This is a genomic window from Rhodococcus cercidiphylli (assembly GCF_033042225.1).
In the GTDB taxonomy this organism is placed as follows: domain Bacteria; phylum Actinomycetota; class Actinomycetes; order Mycobacteriales; family Mycobacteriaceae; genus Rhodococcoides.
This window is the reverse complement of the sequence record NZ_JAWLKE010000004.1, coordinates 261,594-275,890: the sequence shown is the minus strand read 5'-3', so window position 1 is coordinate 275,890 and position 14,297 is coordinate 261,594. Positions and strand designations below refer to the sequence as shown.

General features: G+C 63.9%; 14 protein-coding genes. All 14 read right to left on the bottom strand.

Annotation, left to right across the window (positions count from 1 at the left end; genetic code table 11):
• Positions 1 to 20 precede the first annotated feature (20 nt).
• Positions 21 to 713 carry a hypothetical protein gene (locus R3P95_RS11850; protein WP_094641129.1) on the bottom strand — a complete coding sequence of 231 codons (693 nt, stop codon included), beginning with the start codon at positions 711 to 713 and terminating at the stop codon, positions 21 to 23.
• A gap of 84 nt (positions 714 to 797) precedes the next feature.
• Entirely contained in the window at positions 798 to 2,045 is a 1,248-nt protein-coding gene (locus tag R3P95_RS11845; protein ID WP_269595375.1) for an MCE family protein, read from the bottom strand.
• A complete protein-coding gene (locus R3P95_RS11840; protein WP_300521076.1) occupies positions 2,042 to 3,310 on the bottom strand; it encodes an MCE family protein in 1,269 nt (422 codons plus the stop codon). Before R3P95_RS11840 ends, R3P95_RS11845 begins: the two co-directional genes overlap by 4 nt.
• Positions 3,311 to 3,339: 29 nt before the next feature.
• Complete coding sequence (locus R3P95_RS11835; protein ID WP_269595376.1) at positions 3,340 to 4,620, bottom strand: MCE family protein; 1,281 nt, start codon at positions 4,618 to 4,620, stop codon at positions 3,340 to 3,342.
• Positions 4,620 to 5,618, bottom strand: a complete 999-nt coding sequence (locus R3P95_RS11830) for an MCE family protein (protein WP_269595377.1) — start codon at positions 5,616 to 5,618, stop codon at positions 4,620 to 4,622. The genes R3P95_RS11835 and R3P95_RS11830 overlap by 1 nt, the downstream gene beginning before the upstream one ends.
• Positions 5,615 to 6,682, bottom strand: a complete 1,068-nt coding sequence (locus R3P95_RS11825) for an MCE family protein (RefSeq protein WP_269595378.1) — start codon at positions 6,680 to 6,682, stop codon at positions 5,615 to 5,617. The genes R3P95_RS11830 and R3P95_RS11825 overlap by 4 nt, the downstream gene beginning before the upstream one ends.
• Positions 6,679 to 8,034, bottom strand: coding sequence for an MCE family protein (locus R3P95_RS11820; protein ID WP_269595379.1), 1,356 nt, complete (start codon positions 8,032 to 8,034; stop codon positions 6,679 to 6,681). The genes R3P95_RS11825 and R3P95_RS11820 overlap by 4 nt, the downstream gene beginning before the upstream one ends.
• Complete coding sequence (locus tag R3P95_RS11815) at positions 8,031 to 8,891, bottom strand: MlaE family ABC transporter permease (RefSeq protein ID WP_027498223.1); 861 nt, start codon at positions 8,889 to 8,891, stop codon at positions 8,031 to 8,033. The genes R3P95_RS11820 and R3P95_RS11815 overlap by 4 nt, the downstream gene beginning before the upstream one ends.
• 5 nt (positions 8,892 to 8,896) lie before the next feature.
• Entirely contained in the window at positions 8,897 to 9,691 is a 795-nt protein-coding gene (locus tag R3P95_RS11810) for an MlaE family ABC transporter permease (RefSeq protein ID WP_037191254.1), read from the bottom strand.
• A 5-nt stretch (positions 9,692 to 9,696) separates the two neighbouring features.
• Positions 9,697 to 10,902, bottom strand: a complete 1,206-nt coding sequence (locus R3P95_RS11805; RefSeq protein WP_300521074.1) for an ABC transporter ATP-binding protein — start codon at positions 10,900 to 10,902, stop codon at positions 9,697 to 9,699.
• A gap of 446 nt (positions 10,903 to 11,348) precedes the next feature.
• Positions 11,349 to 11,735: a 50S ribosomal protein L7/L12 gene (gene rplL / locus R3P95_RS11800; RefSeq protein ID WP_032380460.1), complete on the bottom strand. Its 387-nt coding sequence runs from the start codon at positions 11,733 to 11,735 to the stop codon at positions 11,349 to 11,351.
• Between the two features lie 90 nt (positions 11,736 to 11,825).
• Positions 11,826 to 12,407, bottom strand: a complete 582-nt coding sequence (rplJ, locus tag R3P95_RS11795) for a 50S ribosomal protein L10 (protein ID WP_094641121.1) — start codon at positions 12,405 to 12,407, stop codon at positions 11,826 to 11,828.
• 389 nt (positions 12,408 to 12,796) lie between these two features.
• Positions 12,797 to 13,252 carry a class F sortase gene (locus R3P95_RS11790; protein WP_317548458.1) on the bottom strand — a complete coding sequence of 152 codons (456 nt, stop codon included), beginning with the start codon at positions 13,250 to 13,252 and terminating at the stop codon, positions 12,797 to 12,799.
• A 164-nt stretch (positions 13,253 to 13,416) separates the two neighbouring features.
• Positions 13,417 to 14,175 (bottom strand): CHRD domain-containing protein, encoded by a 759-nt coding sequence (locus R3P95_RS11785; protein ID WP_317548457.1) that lies wholly within the window; start codon positions 14,173 to 14,175, stop codon positions 13,417 to 13,419.
• Between the last annotated feature and the right edge of the window lie 122 nt (positions 14,176 to 14,297).

Sequence of the window (14,297 nt, the reverse complement as noted above, 5' to 3'; positions counted from 1 at the left end):
AAACACCAATGCCGGATCTCTCAATTGCCGCCGGCGTCGGGCTGAGGAGCCGGCGTCGCTTCCGCACTGGGGTCGGCCGCATTCGGATCGACCGCATTCGGGTCGGCGGGGCCGCCCGGTTCGGTCGGGACAACGGGATTGGTGTTCGGGTTGTCGAGCGAGATCCGTGAACCGATGGGGTCGACCTTGTTGGTCTTCCACACCCCGTCGACCTCTTCCATGGCCAGACGCATCGTCAGCTTGCTGCGCTCGACGCGATCGGGCCACGTAGTGGTCGTCGCGATGACCACGAGGGCGGTGGCGGTGTTCTCGTCCGTGCTCAGCTCGGTGAGCGTGCCGTGCAACACTTCGGCCTCGCTCTTGGCACCGGACTGACGAACCTGATCGGTGATTCCCGAGCGAGTCTGCTCGAGGTCGTTGAGCATCAGGTCGCCGGTGATCGACGACTTCATGTTGTCGAACGACTGATCGATGGCTGCTGCGTCGACCGTGTTCAGGTTGACGGCGGCCTGCTGAGCTCCGGTCAGCGCCGCGTCCCTGGTGTCCGCGGTGGGCTTCTGGCTCAGTAACGCATTGCCCCAGCCGTAACCGAAGAACACTGCCGCCGCGAGAGCGGCAACGGCGATCACCGTGACGACGGCCAACAGGATTTTCGCGGTCTTGGTGCGCCCTGGAGTCGCTGGGGACTCCAGGGCTTCGGTGCTCGAGTTCACACTTTCCACCCTACTACTCGGTAATATCCGGCCGAACCACTCTCGGCCCGACGGCAGTGCTGAGCAGCAGTTCCACCGATTTCACTACTTCGGCGTGACGCCGATCAGCGGTGCCAACTGGGTGGCGATGGGGTTGAGGTTGAGCTTCTCCGGATCGACCTTGGGCTTGAGGTCCCACGGCTGCGGCACGTCCGGATCGGCGAACACGATGCGGTTCGCGGACCGCACACCCGTGACGCTGCCCTGCGGTGTCGCGCAGTTCGCGTCGAGGTTCAACGGGTAGTTCTCCCGAGTCGGATCGAAGTTCGGGTTCTTGCGCTTCTCCTCGTCGAGGATCGCCTGCGAACCCTCGTAGCCCACCGTGCAGGGCGGCGGGTTGTTGGTCTCGAGCAACAGACCCTGACGGATCGTGCCGTCGTTCGGGACGATCGTCGAGATGCCGGCACCGAGGGCAGGCAGGAACGTCAGGAACGGACGAAGCGCGACGTACCGCGGTTCGGCCTGAGCAGCAACCAAGGCCAGGTTGTTGATGTCGGTGGTCAGAGCCGGACCGGCATCGGTGATGAGACCGCCGAGCTGATCGCCTGCCGCCGTACCGGTATCGATGAGGCGGCGAATGTCCGGATCGCTGGACTTCAACTGAGCCGTCACTTCGTCGAGGCTGGTGCTGAACTGACGAATCAGATCCGACTGCTCGGACTGCGTGTTCAACACCGGCACCGCGTCACGCACCAGCGCAAGCGTCTCCGGCAACGCCTCGTTGCCGGCCTCGGAGATGTTCCCGAGCGAATCGACGAGAGACGCCAGATCTGCGCCCTTACCGTCGAATGCGACGCCGAGTTCGTTGACGACCCGCGTCAGCGTGTCCAGCGGTACCGACCGGACCAACGTGTTCGTGTTGGCGAGGACGTCCTCCACCGGCACGGGCGTGGTGGTGTCGGCCTGCGCGATCTGCGAACCATCGACCAGGAACGGCCCCTGATCGGTGTCGGGCTGCAAGTCGACGTACTGCTCACCGATCGCAGACCGGTTGGCGACAACGGCCTTCGTACCGGCCGGGATGTCCGGCCCACCGTTGTCGAGCATGAGCGCGACCCGGACGCCGTCCTGCGTCAGTTCCAGATCCCCGACGGCTCCCACCGGAACACCTCGGTAGGTGACCTCGGCATTGGAGAAGATGCCACCGGAATCGGCGAGATTCAGATCGACCTGGTACTGCCCGAAGCCGAGCATGTTGTCCAGGCGCACGTACTTGGCACCGACATAGACCAAGCCCAGTACGGCGACCACGACGAAGAGGACCAATTGAATGCGAACCAGTCTCGATCTCACTGTCCAACTCCGAATCGCTCGAGCAGATCGTTCAACGGTGCCAACGGATCGGCCGATGCGGGCGCAGCGGCCGCGGCAGCCTGCTCGTTGGCCGGGGCACCCGGGCCCGGAACCGGTGACGGGACGATCGGCGGCAACGGCAGCAACGAGATCGTCGGCCAACCCGGCCGAGGTCCGTTTCCGTTGTAGTACGGATTGGACGGGTCGACCACCGGCAGCGTGTTGCCGTACTTGGGCTGGACGTAGACCGGATCGCCCTCACCGACGCCGAAGTTACGCAGCGCAGTTCCGATCGACAGGTCGAGTGAGAGGAACAGGTTGGCGGAGTTGCCCTCGATGATCTTCTCGGTGCCGTCGGCGAACGGCAGCGTCGGAATGACCGAAAGCGAGCTCACCACGTCGTCCGCCGAATCGGCCAGGGCCTGGAGCGTCGGGCGCAGTGCCCGCAGGTCTGCGATCAGATCGTCCTTGGAACGGTCGATCACGTCGGTGCCGACGGCTCCGAGGCGATCGAGAGCTCCGAGCATCTCGGTCAGCTGCGGACGCTGCTGCTCGAGCACCTCGGTGGCGATCGGCAGGTCCTTCAGTACGGCGTCGATCTTGTCGGTCTGCGTGTTGACCCGGCCGCTGAGAGTGTCGAGACCGTCGATGGCGCGGGTGATGTCGTCGCGCTGCTGGTTGAGGCCGTCGATCAACGTGTTCGCCTGCTGCAGAAGCTCTTTCGTCTTGCCTTCGCGACCGTCGAACGCAGTGCTCAGTTCCTTGATGATCGGCGAGAGCTGCCCGACGCCGCCACCGTTGAGCAGCAGCGAGAGCGCACCGAGTACCTGCTCGATATCGGTGGCATGACGGGTTCGATCGAGCGGGATGGTGTCGCCGTCCTGCAACCGCGCTGCTGCCTCGTCACCGGGAGGTGCCGAGAGCTGCACGAACTTCTCACCGAGCAGGTTGGTCTGCTGCACCGAAGCGATCGCATTGGCAGGCAGATCCACGTCCGAGTTGAGGATGACGTCGACATCGGCCGTCCACCCCTCGTTCGGTACGGAGATGGAGGCGACTCGGCCGGCCGCCACACCGTCGACCTTGACGGTCGACTGCGGGACCAGGTCCAGCACGTCGTCGAACTGCACCGTCAGGTTGAACGGGTTGTCACCGACGTCGGCACCACCGGGGAGCGGGATGGCGTAGATGCCTGCCGACGAACATGCCCCGGCGGACAACGCCACCACACATGCGCCTGCACCTACTACCAACGAACGCTTCACGCGGGCTCGATTCCGATTCACAGAGGTCATCACTGTCCTCCTCCGATGAGCGACCGGTCGAGACCTGGCATGGGGGTGGACCCCAGTCTCGGCGAGACGTTGCCCGGCACGGTGCCTGGCACGGACACGTTCTGCTCGATGTCGTTGGTGAGAACGCCGAACGGCAGCACGATCCGGTTCTGGTCGGTGATGGGTGCCTGGATCATGTCGGTGAGGTTGGCGCACTGATCGATGATCGGCTGAATCTGCGCACCGAGGGCCTCGAAGCGAGGATCACCGGGCACCAGCTTGCCGAGGTCGAGCAATCGGCAGACGGTGCCGAGCGGATCCTGGGTCTCGTTCTGGAGATTGGCGCGCGTGGCCAGTGTGCCGGACTCGGCATCGTAGGCGTTGACCAGGTTGCTGATGGCCAGCGGCAGCAACGTCAGGGTCTGTACCAGTTGCTCGCGATTGTCCGCGAGAGTCTGGGTCGGCACCACGAGACCGTTGGCGGTATCGGTCAGTTCAGTGCGGTTGTCCGCAACGAAGGTGGCCACGTCACCGAGCGAGACCGACAGCTGCTGCAGCGCGGCACCCAACTCCTCTCGCTGACCCGACAGGAAACCGGTCAGGTCGGCCAGTTGCGTGTTGAAGCTGCGGACCTGCTGATCGTTGACGGCCAGAGCACTGACGAACGTCTGCAGATTCTTGATCGTGTCGAAGACGTCGCTGCGCGAATCGCTCAGTGTGCGACCGGCCGCCGACAGCTGAGTGATGCTGTTGCCCAACGCTTCACCGTTGCCGTCGAGATTGGCCGCGCCGGTGTTCACCAGGTCGGTGAGCGCGCCGTCCTTGTTGGCGCCATCTGGCCCGAGGGCAGTGGAGAGGTCGTTGATGGACGAGTACAGCTCGTCGACCTCGACGGGTGTGGCCGTGCGATCGCGACCGATCGTCGTTCCGCTGGCCATCGTGTCGCCGACGCTGTACGCGGGGGCGAGCTGGACGTAGCGATCGGCGACGAGCGACGGGGTGACCTGTACGGCCTTCGCCTCGGCCGGGATATCGACCCCACGGTCGACTCGCAGGACGACCTCGACGTCTTCACCCAACGGTGTGACCGATTCGACGGTACCGACCTTGACGCCCAGTACTCGGACCTCCGAGCCGGAGTAGATACCGACCGACTTGTCGAAGTACGCGGTGATCTTGGTCGAGCCGGCCCTGGTGAAGAGCCACCAGCCGGCAACTGCGACGACCAGAGCCACGATCACGACGACCGCGATCAGCGCGATCTTGTTCTTGTTTCTCGGCGCTGTCTGAGTCTCGGTCATCAGTTGCCTGCCAACTTGTCGACCGAGGGCTCGCGGTAACCAGGTATCAACGGAACTCCGGGTGGTGTGAGGTTGGCCAGGACGATGTCGAGCCACCGGCCGTTACCGACCACGTTCGTGTACAGCCGAATGAACGGCTCGTACAACTTGAGTGCGCGGTCGAGATTGTTGTTGTTGCGTTGCAGGGTCTCGATGACGCCGTTGAGCTGCTGCAGCATCGGGTTGATGGTGGCCTCGTTGTCACGAACCAGACCGGTCAGCTCCTGCGATACGCGCTGCGTACCACTGAGGAGCTCGGAGATGGCCTGCTGCCGATTGTTGAGCTCTTCGAGCAGCGGACCTGCGTCGGTGATGAGCTGGTTGAATTGCTCGTTGCGGTCGGCCAGCACCTTCGACGTCTCACCGGTGGCCTCGAACAGCTTCTTGAGCTCCTCATCGCGACTGGCCACGGTCTGCGACAGCCGGGTCACGCCGTCGAGCGAGGCTCGGATGTTCGCCGGGGTCTCGGAGAATGCGTCGGACAACGTGCGCATGCTGGTGGCGAGTTGGTCCGTGTCGATGTCGTTGATGGTCGACGCGGCAGCCGAGAACGCATCGATGACGTCGTACGGGGACGTGGTGCGCTCGAGCGGAATCGGGTCCTTGGGGCTCAGTGTCTCCGGTCCGCTCGGGTCGAGCGCCAGATACTTCTGCCCCAGCAGGGTCTTGATCGCGATGGCGGCCCGTGACTCGTTTCCGACCCACGCGTCCTTCACCGTGAAGTCCACGAGCACCCGGTCGCCTTCGAGACGAACGTCGGTCACCTTGCCGACCTTGACGCCCGCGATGCGAACCTCGTTGGAGGGCTTGAGTCCTGCGGCCTCGCTGAACTCCGCGGTGTACACCGAACCCGCACCGATGATGGGGAGACGGTCGAGAAAGAAGACCGACATCGTGGCGAGCAGGATGATCACGATTCCCAGTCCACCGATGGTGGCCGGACTACGTCGAGATGTCATTGCTTGATCCCCCCAGCTTTGCAGCGATCGGCCGAGTTCGTGTACAGCGGCTGGTTTACGGTCGGAAGCCCGGTGGGCAGATTCAGGTTCGGCGAGTTACCCGGTCCGGCGACGATGTCGATACCGCACAGGTAGAACGTGAACCACGATCCCTGCTGGGCCGTGCGAATGAGCTTGTCGAGTTTGACGGGCAGAATTCCGAGGACCGTGTCCACGTCGTCGCTTCGGCGGTTGATGGTCTCGGACAGCGTGTTCAGCGCCGTGACAGATCCCTGGATCGACGGCCGAGTCGGCTCGAGCAGGTCGGCGGTGGCGTTGGTCAGACCCGCGAGCGAGGTGACGGCGGAGCCGACGACCTCACGGTCGGCCGACAGACCCGAGACCAGCTGCTGGGTGTTGACGATCAAGCTGTCCAGCTGACCGTCGTTCTGGTTGACCGTCGCCAGCACGTTGTTGAGATTGGTGATGACCTGGCCGATGACCTGGTCCTTGTCGGCGACGGTGTTCGTCAGGGTCGCCGTGTTGGTCACCAGTTCGTTGATCGTGCCCGACTCTCCCTGGAACACCTGGATGATCTGGTACGACAGCTTGTTGACGTCGTCGGAGCTCAGGGTGGTGAACAGCGGCCGGAAGCCGTCGAACAGCGTGGTCAGATTCACCGCAGGCTTGGTCCGTTCCAACGGAATGGTGGCACCTTCGGTGATCTTGCGGCCCTGGTCACCCGAGCCCTGCTCGATGGCGATGTAGCGCTGGCCCACCAGGTTCCTGAACCGGATGGTCGCCGTCGAACTGGCGGGCAGCCAGTCGCGACTGCTCAGCGTGAAGTCCACTTTCGCTTCGCGCTCGTTGGCGATCTCGATCGAGTCGACCTGGCCGACGCGAACGCCCGCGATGCGAACCTCGTCGCCCTCGTTGAGTGAGGTGACGTCGGTGAAGACCGCCGAGAACTTGCTACCGCCGCCGCCACTGCTGTTGGCGATGGTGAAGGCAAGGGTGGCCGTAGCAATGATCGTGATCACGGCGAACACGATCAGTTTGATGATCGGCGCGAGAAGGCCTCTCATGGCACGGTCACCTCCACTCCTCTCATCGCCGGTGCGCCGATAGCGGCTGCCCACGACGGAACACTGTCTGGTGCAACACCACTCGCCTGTCCGTAGATCACGGCGAGAGTGTCACGCTCGAAGTCCGAGCCCTCGTAGCTCGCAGGCTGCGCGGATGCGGCGACCGCGGGAACGATGGAGCTCTGAGCCGACTTGGGCGGCCCCTGCCCTTCGATCACCTGCGGTCCCGGGTTGCGGGTCGGCACCTGGTAGGAGCCGTCGTTGATCGAACCTCCCGGGTACTGCGGGAAGAACTCTCCCGGTGCTGCGGGTTCGAAGCAGGTGGCTCCGCGATCGTCGAACAAGCGCGGCTCGTCCTGGTTCGGCAAGTAACGGCCCTTCGGGTTGACGAACGATGCGGACACGTTGATGCCGGGGTACTCGTCGCCCTCGCCGAGCACGATCTTGCCGCGCCTGGCACCTTCGGCGAACTGAGAGAACGTGCAACCGAACGTCGGGGAGAACTCGGCCAGCAGCTCGAGAGCTTCACGAGAGTTCGCGGCCAATCCGATCAAGTTCTCGGAGTTGGTCTGCAGGAAGTCCGCGGTGGTGTAGGACGCCGAGGTCAGCGAGCCGTACAGCGTTTCGAGGCTGGACTGCCGCTCGACCACGGTGTTGCCCGTCGTCCGCAGGTTGTCCAGCGCCGAAATCAGTTCGGGCGCAGCGTCGGCGTAGGTCTCCGAGAAGTCCGCCAGCCCGACCAGCGTCTGCTGGATGTTCGGCAGCTCCGTGTTCAGCCCTGACACGACGTTGGTCAGGTTGTCGATGGTCTGTCCGAGCTGCTCGCCGCGTCCACTGAGTCCCTGTGCCAACGACCCGAGGGTGTTCGCCAGGTCCTGCGGCGGGATCGCCTGCAGCAGGGGAAGCAGGCCGTCGAGCAACTGCCCGACCTCGATGGCGTTGCCGCTGGTGTCCTGCTGAAGAACCGTGCCGTCGGTGATCGGCGACGCGGAATCGTTCTCGGGCAGGATCAGCGACACGTAACGCTCACCGAACAGAGTCTTGGGCAGCAACCGCGCCGTCGCATTGGACGGAATCAGTGGAGCCTTGTCCGGGTCGATGGCCAGCTGCGAGGTGACGACTCCGTCGACGGTGGACGCCGAGCGCACCTCGCCGACGATCATTCCGCGCACCTTCACATCGGCGTTCATCGGCAGAGCATTTCCGACCGAGTCGGTTTCGAGGCTGACGTTGACCACCGACTTGAACGTCTTGTTGTAGGACGTGATGCTCCATCCCAGAAACAGGATGAGCACCAGGAAGAACGCCAAACCGAGCAGTACTCGCTTCAGTCGCGACGGCGAGTCGATCATCCCGCAACCCTCACTGTGGTGGTCGTGCCCCAGATGGCGAGGCTCAAGAAGAAGTCCAGCACTGCGATCGTGACGATCGCGGTACGAACGGCACGGCCAACGGCCACACCGACACCGGCAGGTCCGCCCGAGGCGTGGTAGCCGTAATAGCAGTGGATCATGATCAGGACGAAGGCGAATATCAACACCTTCAGGAACGAATACAACACGTCTTCCGGAGGTAGGAAGAGGTTGAAGTAGTGGTCGTAGGACCCCGTGGACTGCCCGTTGAAGATGGTGCTGATCCCTCGGGACGCGACGTACGACGCCAACAGTCCGACGATGTAGAGCGGGATGACGGCCACGAAGCCGGCGATCATGCGGGTGGTCACCAGGAACGGCACGCTCGGTACCGCCATCACCTCGAGGGCGTCGATCTCCTCCGAGATCCGCATGGCACCGAGCTGGGCGGTGAAGCCACAGCCGACGGTGGCCGAGAGCGCAAGTCCTGCGACGATCGGCGCAATCTCACGAGTGTTGACGTACGCGGACAGGAAGCCGGTCAGTACCGAGCTACCGAGCTGCTCGAGTGCTGCGTAGCCCTGCAGCCCGACGACGATGCCGGTGAAGCCGGACATCATCACGATCACGCCGATGGTTCCGCCGATGACGGCGAGCGCACCGCTGCCGAAGGTGACCTCCGCCAGCAGGCGAAGCACCTCCTTCTTGTAATGCACCGCGGTCTTGGGAATCCACCCGATGGCCCGCAGGTAGAACGACATCTGCTCGCCTGCACGGTCGAGCACGTTGAGCGGGGCATTGCCGACGCGCTTGACGCGCATCAACGTGCGGTCACCGCGACCTCTTGCGATCGTCATCGCGGTTACGCTCCCTTCGCTGGGACGACCTGGAGATACACCAGGGTCAGAATGAGGTTGGCGAAGAAGAGCAGCAGGAACGTGATGACAACCGTCTGGTTCACTGCCTCGCCGACGCCCTTGGGTCCGGGATTGGGATTGAGCCCCTTGTAGGAGGCGATGATGCCCGCGATGAGCCCGAAGATCGCCGCTTTCGCTTCTGCGACATACAGATCGGGAAGCTGCGCCAGCGCTCCGAAGGACGCCAGGTACGCACCGGGGGTGCCGCCCTGGAGGATCACGTTGAAGAAGTAACCGCCGGCGATGCCGACGACCGAGACCAGGCCGTTGAGCAACAGTGCGACGAGAATCATCGCGAGCACTCGCGGAACGACCAGACGATGTACCGGATCGATGCCCAGCACCCGCATGGCGTCGATCTCCTCGCGAATGGTGCGCGAGCCGAGGTCGGCAGTGACGGCGGAACCTGCGGCACCGGCCACCAACAACGCGGTCACGATCGGACTGCCCTGCTGAATGACCGCGAGCACACTGGCCGCGCCGGTGAACGACTCGGCACCGAGCTGCTTGATGAGCGATCCGGTCTGCAGCGACACGACCGCGCCGAACGGAATCGCGACGAGCGCTGTCGGCAGAATCGTGACGCTGGCGATGAACCAGGCCTGCTCGATGAATTCACGGAACTGGAACGGCCTACGAAAGGTGTTCCGAACGACCTCGACGAACAGCTCGACGATATTTCCGGCTTGAGTCAGAGCGGCGTTCGCCGGAGCGAACGCGGACTTCTTCGATCCCCCCATGTCTGCTATTGACCCCGACCCTGTGTCGGAGCTTGGTAGCCCGGCTGGTCATGACCTTGGCTGCTGTAACCCTGCTGGTCGTAGCCCTGCTGGCCATAGCCCTGTTGGTCATAGCCCTGCTGGTCGTAACCCTGCTGGTCGTAGCTCTGCTGGCCATAGCCTTGCTGGTCGTAGCCCTGCTGGTCGTAACCCTGCTGCTGGTCTGCGTACACGGGGTTCCGCTGGCCGGGATCGGTGGTGTCGAGGCTTTCCTGGATCGCGACCTGCGCACTGTGCGGCAGGGTGTGCATGATCTGGCGGACGCGTTCCTGCCTGCGTCCGACGGCCTGGCGCACCGGAGTACCCGGGGTGGCCTTCATCTGCGGGACGATGCCTTCCACGTCGTCGACGCCACCGGCGTGGTGCCCGGCGTCGACCATGGCCTGCTCTTGCGCCATCTGCGCCTCGTCCTTCTCCTCCGACATACCGATCGGACCGATCATGGTTCCGTTGAGGAACTGCTTGACCACCGGCTCGTCGCTGGTGAGCAGCACCTCACGCGGGCCGAACATCACCAGCTGGCGACGGAAGAGCATGCCGATGTTGTCGGGCACCGTCCGCGCGAGGTTGATGTTGTGCGAGACGATCAGGATCGTCGCGTCGATCTCGGCGTTGATGTCGATCAGGGTCTGCGAAATGTAGGTGGTACGAACGGGATCGAGGCCGGAGTCGGGCTCGTCGACGAGGATGATCTCGGGATCGAGAACCAGAGCGCGGGCGAGGCCGGCGCGCTTGCGCATACCGCCGGAGATCTCACCGGGGAGCTTGTCCTCGGCACCGAGCAGACCCGTCAGTTCCAACTTCTCCATGACGATCTTGCGGATGTCGGACTCGGACTTCTTGGTGTGCTCGCGGAGCGGGAACGCGACGTTGTCGTAGAGGTTCATCGAGCCGAACAGGGCACCGTCCTGGAACAGCACGCCGAAGAGCTTGCGGATCTCGTAGAGCTCACGTGAGGAGCACTGCAGGATGTCGGTTCCGTCGATGAAGATCTTGCCCTGCTCGGGCCGGAGGAGGCCGATCAGAGACTTCAGGAAGACCGACTTACCGGTTCCGGACGGACCCAGGAGAGCACTGACTTCACCCTTCGGCAGGGTCAACGTCACGTCCTGCCAGATCTTCTGTACACCGAAAGACTTGGTCAATCCCTCGACCGAAACCTCGACTCCCACGCTGACCTCCACAATTCGTACACATCGACCCAGATGTGGGTTGCGTCACTGTAACCCATGCACGTGTCCGCTCCGACACAGGAGCTTACCGCCCAGTAAGAACTTCCCCGAGTCAGGCTGTAGAGCTTGCATCAGTGTGGCCCATCTCACGCGACACGGTCGGCGACTCGCCAGAACTGTGACAAGTCCCTGCCGTGCTTTGCTGTGACAAGCCACAAGCGATCACAGCCGAAACCCTTCGGAAAGCTTCGGACTTCGGCGAGGTCGAGTAAACAGGGACGCAGAGCGAGTGTCACGCGATCTCGCGGAGTCCGTGACCGATCACAACGACACCTCGACCGGTGCCACCGGAAACACAGAAAAGGGACCGTCCCCACCGGAGTGGAAACGGTCCCTCGACTCGCTCTCGATGTCAGAGCGTGACGTGCGACTGCAACGAAGCGGTCTTACTTGACGGAGATCTTTGCGCCGGCAGCTTCCAGCTTCTCCTTGGCAGCCTCGGCTGCATCCTTGGCGACCTTCTCCAGGATTGCCTTCGGAGCGCTCTCGACGAGGTCCTTGGCTTCCTTCAGGCCGAGGCCGGAGACGACCTCACGGACGACCTTGATGACCTGGATCTTCTTGTCGCCGGCCGACTCGAGGACGACGTCGAACTCGTCCTGCTCCTCGGCAGCCTCGGCCGGAGCACCGGCTGCGCCTGCTGCTGCAACTGCGACGGGAGCGGCTGCGGTGACCTCGAAGGTCTCCTCGAATGCCTTCACGAACTCGCTGAGCTCGAGGAGGGTGAGCTCCTTGAACTGGTCGAGCAATTCTTCGGTGCTGAGCTTCGCCATGGTGGCGGGTCCTTCCTGTAAGTACCTGGTCGCTGATCCGCGACTTGGTGTTGGTGGTGTGGAGCTGAGCTGTTCGCCAATACCAGCGGATCAGCTTTCGGCGGGAGCTTCCGCCGGTGCTTCTGTTTCTGCAGGTGCCTCGGCTGCGGCGGGTTCGCCGGCAGCCTTCTTCTCCTGCAAAGCGAACGCAAGACGCGCGAACTGCGATGCGGGAGCGTTGAACAGGCCTGCAGCCTTCGACAAGTTGCCCTTCATGGCGCCGGCGAGCTTGGCCAACAGGATTTCGCGCGACTCGAGGTCTGCGATCTTGTTGATCTCGTCCACGGACAGCGTTGCGCCGTCCATGTAGCCGCCCTTGACGATCAAGGCCTTGTTGTCCTTCGCGAAGGCCTTGATGGCCTTCGCTGCGTCGACCGGCTCGCCCTTGATGAATGCAATGGCGGTCGGTCCGACGAACAAGTCGTCGAGGCCGGTGATGCCGGCCTCGGCTGCTGCGCGCTTGACCAGGGTGTTCTTGGCGACGGAGTACGTGGCACCTTCGCCGAGCGCACGCCGGAGCTGAGTCAGACCGGACACCGACAGGCCACGGTATTCCGTGACGACGGCAGCCGTCGAACCTTTGAACTGTTCGGTGATCTCCGATACTGCTGAGACCTTTTCGGGCTTTGCCATACTTCGCCTCCTCTCGTGGGAAGTTGTGTCGATCGCGAGAGGGCCGGAAAACGACGAACGCCCCGGCGCAAGAAGCACACGGGGCGTGAACGAGCGGGCAGCCACCAGGGCTGCATACAGGTTCCCTACCTCGTTCTCCTGCGTGGGCCGTCCGAAGCGATCTCGGACCTTCAACCGCGCAACTCCCGGAAGCGAATCCTTCGAGAAGGCGGTGACCAACGGTCTTGGGTAGAACTTGATTGGGCGGTCAGGGCACGAGTGCGAGCATTCGTGATCCGAACCGTCGACCAGGCTACAACACGTTCGGTGTCAACTCCAAAACGTTCGGCGTTGCACTGTCATCGGCGTTGCACTGTCATCGGCGTTGCACTGTCATCGGCGTTGCACTGTCATTTGCGCACCCCGTAGAGAACGAGGTTGCGCTCGTAGCTGCCCACGGCTGCATCGAAGTCACCCGAACAGGTGATGAGCCGGATCTCGTCGGCAGGCACAGCCCCGAAGACCGACGCCGTCGGGAACTCGGCTTTGCCGTAATCACCGATCTCGTCGATGCGGTACTCGGCTCGGCCACCCGCCTCGTCGTCCACCGCAACGACATCGCCGACTCCGAGTTCCGACAGGCGATCGAACACGGCGGGACCGGTCGTCGAGTCGACGTGCCCGGCTATCACCGTCGGGCTACCGATCGCGCCGGGTCGGCCACCTCCGGTGAACCACCCGACGTCGTCGTAGTCGGTGGGCACCTGCATCTCACCCGATTCGGTGAGACCCAGGCCGATCAACGGCTCGTCGAGCGCGATGTCCGCGGCACTCACCCGCGTCGGGGCCGGTCTCACCGAATCCACTGCGGGCACTGACACGGCGGGCACTGGCACGGCGGGCGCAGGCACGGCGGTGCTCGACGACGGCTGCGAGGACACCGGCGTGGTCGCCGCCGGCGGCGGTGAGGGTGGCGAGGAACAGCCCACCACCACCGCCGCGGCAGCGACCGCGATCAGAACCGGATATCTCAGCTCCGCACCTCGCGTCGAGCAGCGACTGTCACGCCCGCGACGACCATCGCGCCCAGGGCAACCGCATTGACGACCGGCAGCACCGAACTCGACGCCGAATCGGACGCCGCGAGCGCCGACCCGCCGCCACCGGTCGCGACGGACCCGACCGGAATCTGGCTGAGCTGGCCACGCACCGCTCCGGCCGAGAAGTCGACGGTGTGGGTGTCGGCGGCGAAGGCGGCCGGGTCGGCTTCGATCTGGTCCAGGGTGAATCCGGTCCCGCTGTCCGCGTCGGCACCGGCAGGCGTGAGGCCGGTGGTGAACGGTCCCTGCATGCAGCCGCTGCTGGTGCGCGGGCCGTCGCCGATCGGGGTGGGGTTCGGGAATGCCAGACGCGGAGGACCTGCTGCGCCCGCCGCTGCCTGGTGGATGTGCGTGGCGGTCTTGGCCGGGCTCATGTAGTCGCCGGTCACGCCTTCGAGCGCGATGTCGTAGCAGATGATGTCGAGGTCGGAGTTGATGCGCAGAGTGAAGGTACCCATCGCACCGGGCTGACCCGGAGTGGCGACGCCCTCTCCGTTGAGCACCTGGTCGGGAGTGGCCATGGCCGTGAATGCACTGGTGAAGGAATCCGGTTCGGCGACAGGCGTATCGGCACCGGCCGGGGCGGCGGCGAACAGCATCATCGCCGCAGCGGTGGCGGTACCACCGACGAGCGCTGTGGCGGTGGATCGGATCGACGTTGCCGGGCGTGGGATCGAGCGTCTGGTCATCTCGTGTGCCTTCCGTGGGAGTATCGGGCAGGCGAGCCCGTGCAAGGTGTACGAGCGCCGATGCCAAAATGTTCAAAGCTCGGTAAAGAAATGTTTTCCGCCCTCGCCATGAACGTCCGAGG

Excerpts from the sequence above, each read along its gene's own strand:
- rplJ (WP_094641121.1), bottom strand. The coding sequence starts at position 12,407 with ATGGCAAAGCCCGAAAAGGTCTCAGCAGTATCGGAGATCACCGAACAG.
- R3P95_RS11820 (WP_269595379.1), bottom strand. The coding sequence starts at position 8,034 with ATGATCGACTCGCCGTCGCGACTGAAGCGAGTACTGCTCGGTTTGGCG.
- rplL (WP_032380460.1), bottom strand. The coding sequence starts at position 11,735 with ATGGCGAAGCTCAGCACCGAAGAATTGCTCGACCAGTTCAAGGAGCTC.
- R3P95_RS11825 (WP_269595378.1), bottom strand. The coding sequence starts at position 6,682 with ATGAGAGGCCTTCTCGCGCCGATCATCAAACTGATCGTGTTCGCCGTG.
- R3P95_RS11835 (WP_269595376.1), bottom strand. The coding sequence starts at position 4,620 with ATGACCGAGACTCAGACAGCGCCGAGAAACAAGAACAAGATCGCGCTG.
- R3P95_RS11810 (WP_037191254.1), bottom strand. The coding sequence starts at position 9,691 with ATGGGGGGATCGAAGAAGTCCGCGTTCGCTCCGGCGAACGCCGCTCTG.
- R3P95_RS11785 (WP_317548457.1), bottom strand. The coding sequence starts at position 14,175 with ATGACCAGACGCTCGATCCCACGCCCGGCAACGTCGATCCGATCCACC.
- R3P95_RS11830 (WP_269595377.1), bottom strand. The coding sequence starts at position 5,618 with ATGACATCTCGACGTAGTCCGGCCACCATCGGTGGACTGGGAATCGTG.
- R3P95_RS11815 (WP_027498223.1), bottom strand. The coding sequence starts at position 8,891 with ATGACGATCGCAAGAGGTCGCGGTGACCGCACGTTGATGCGCGTCAAG.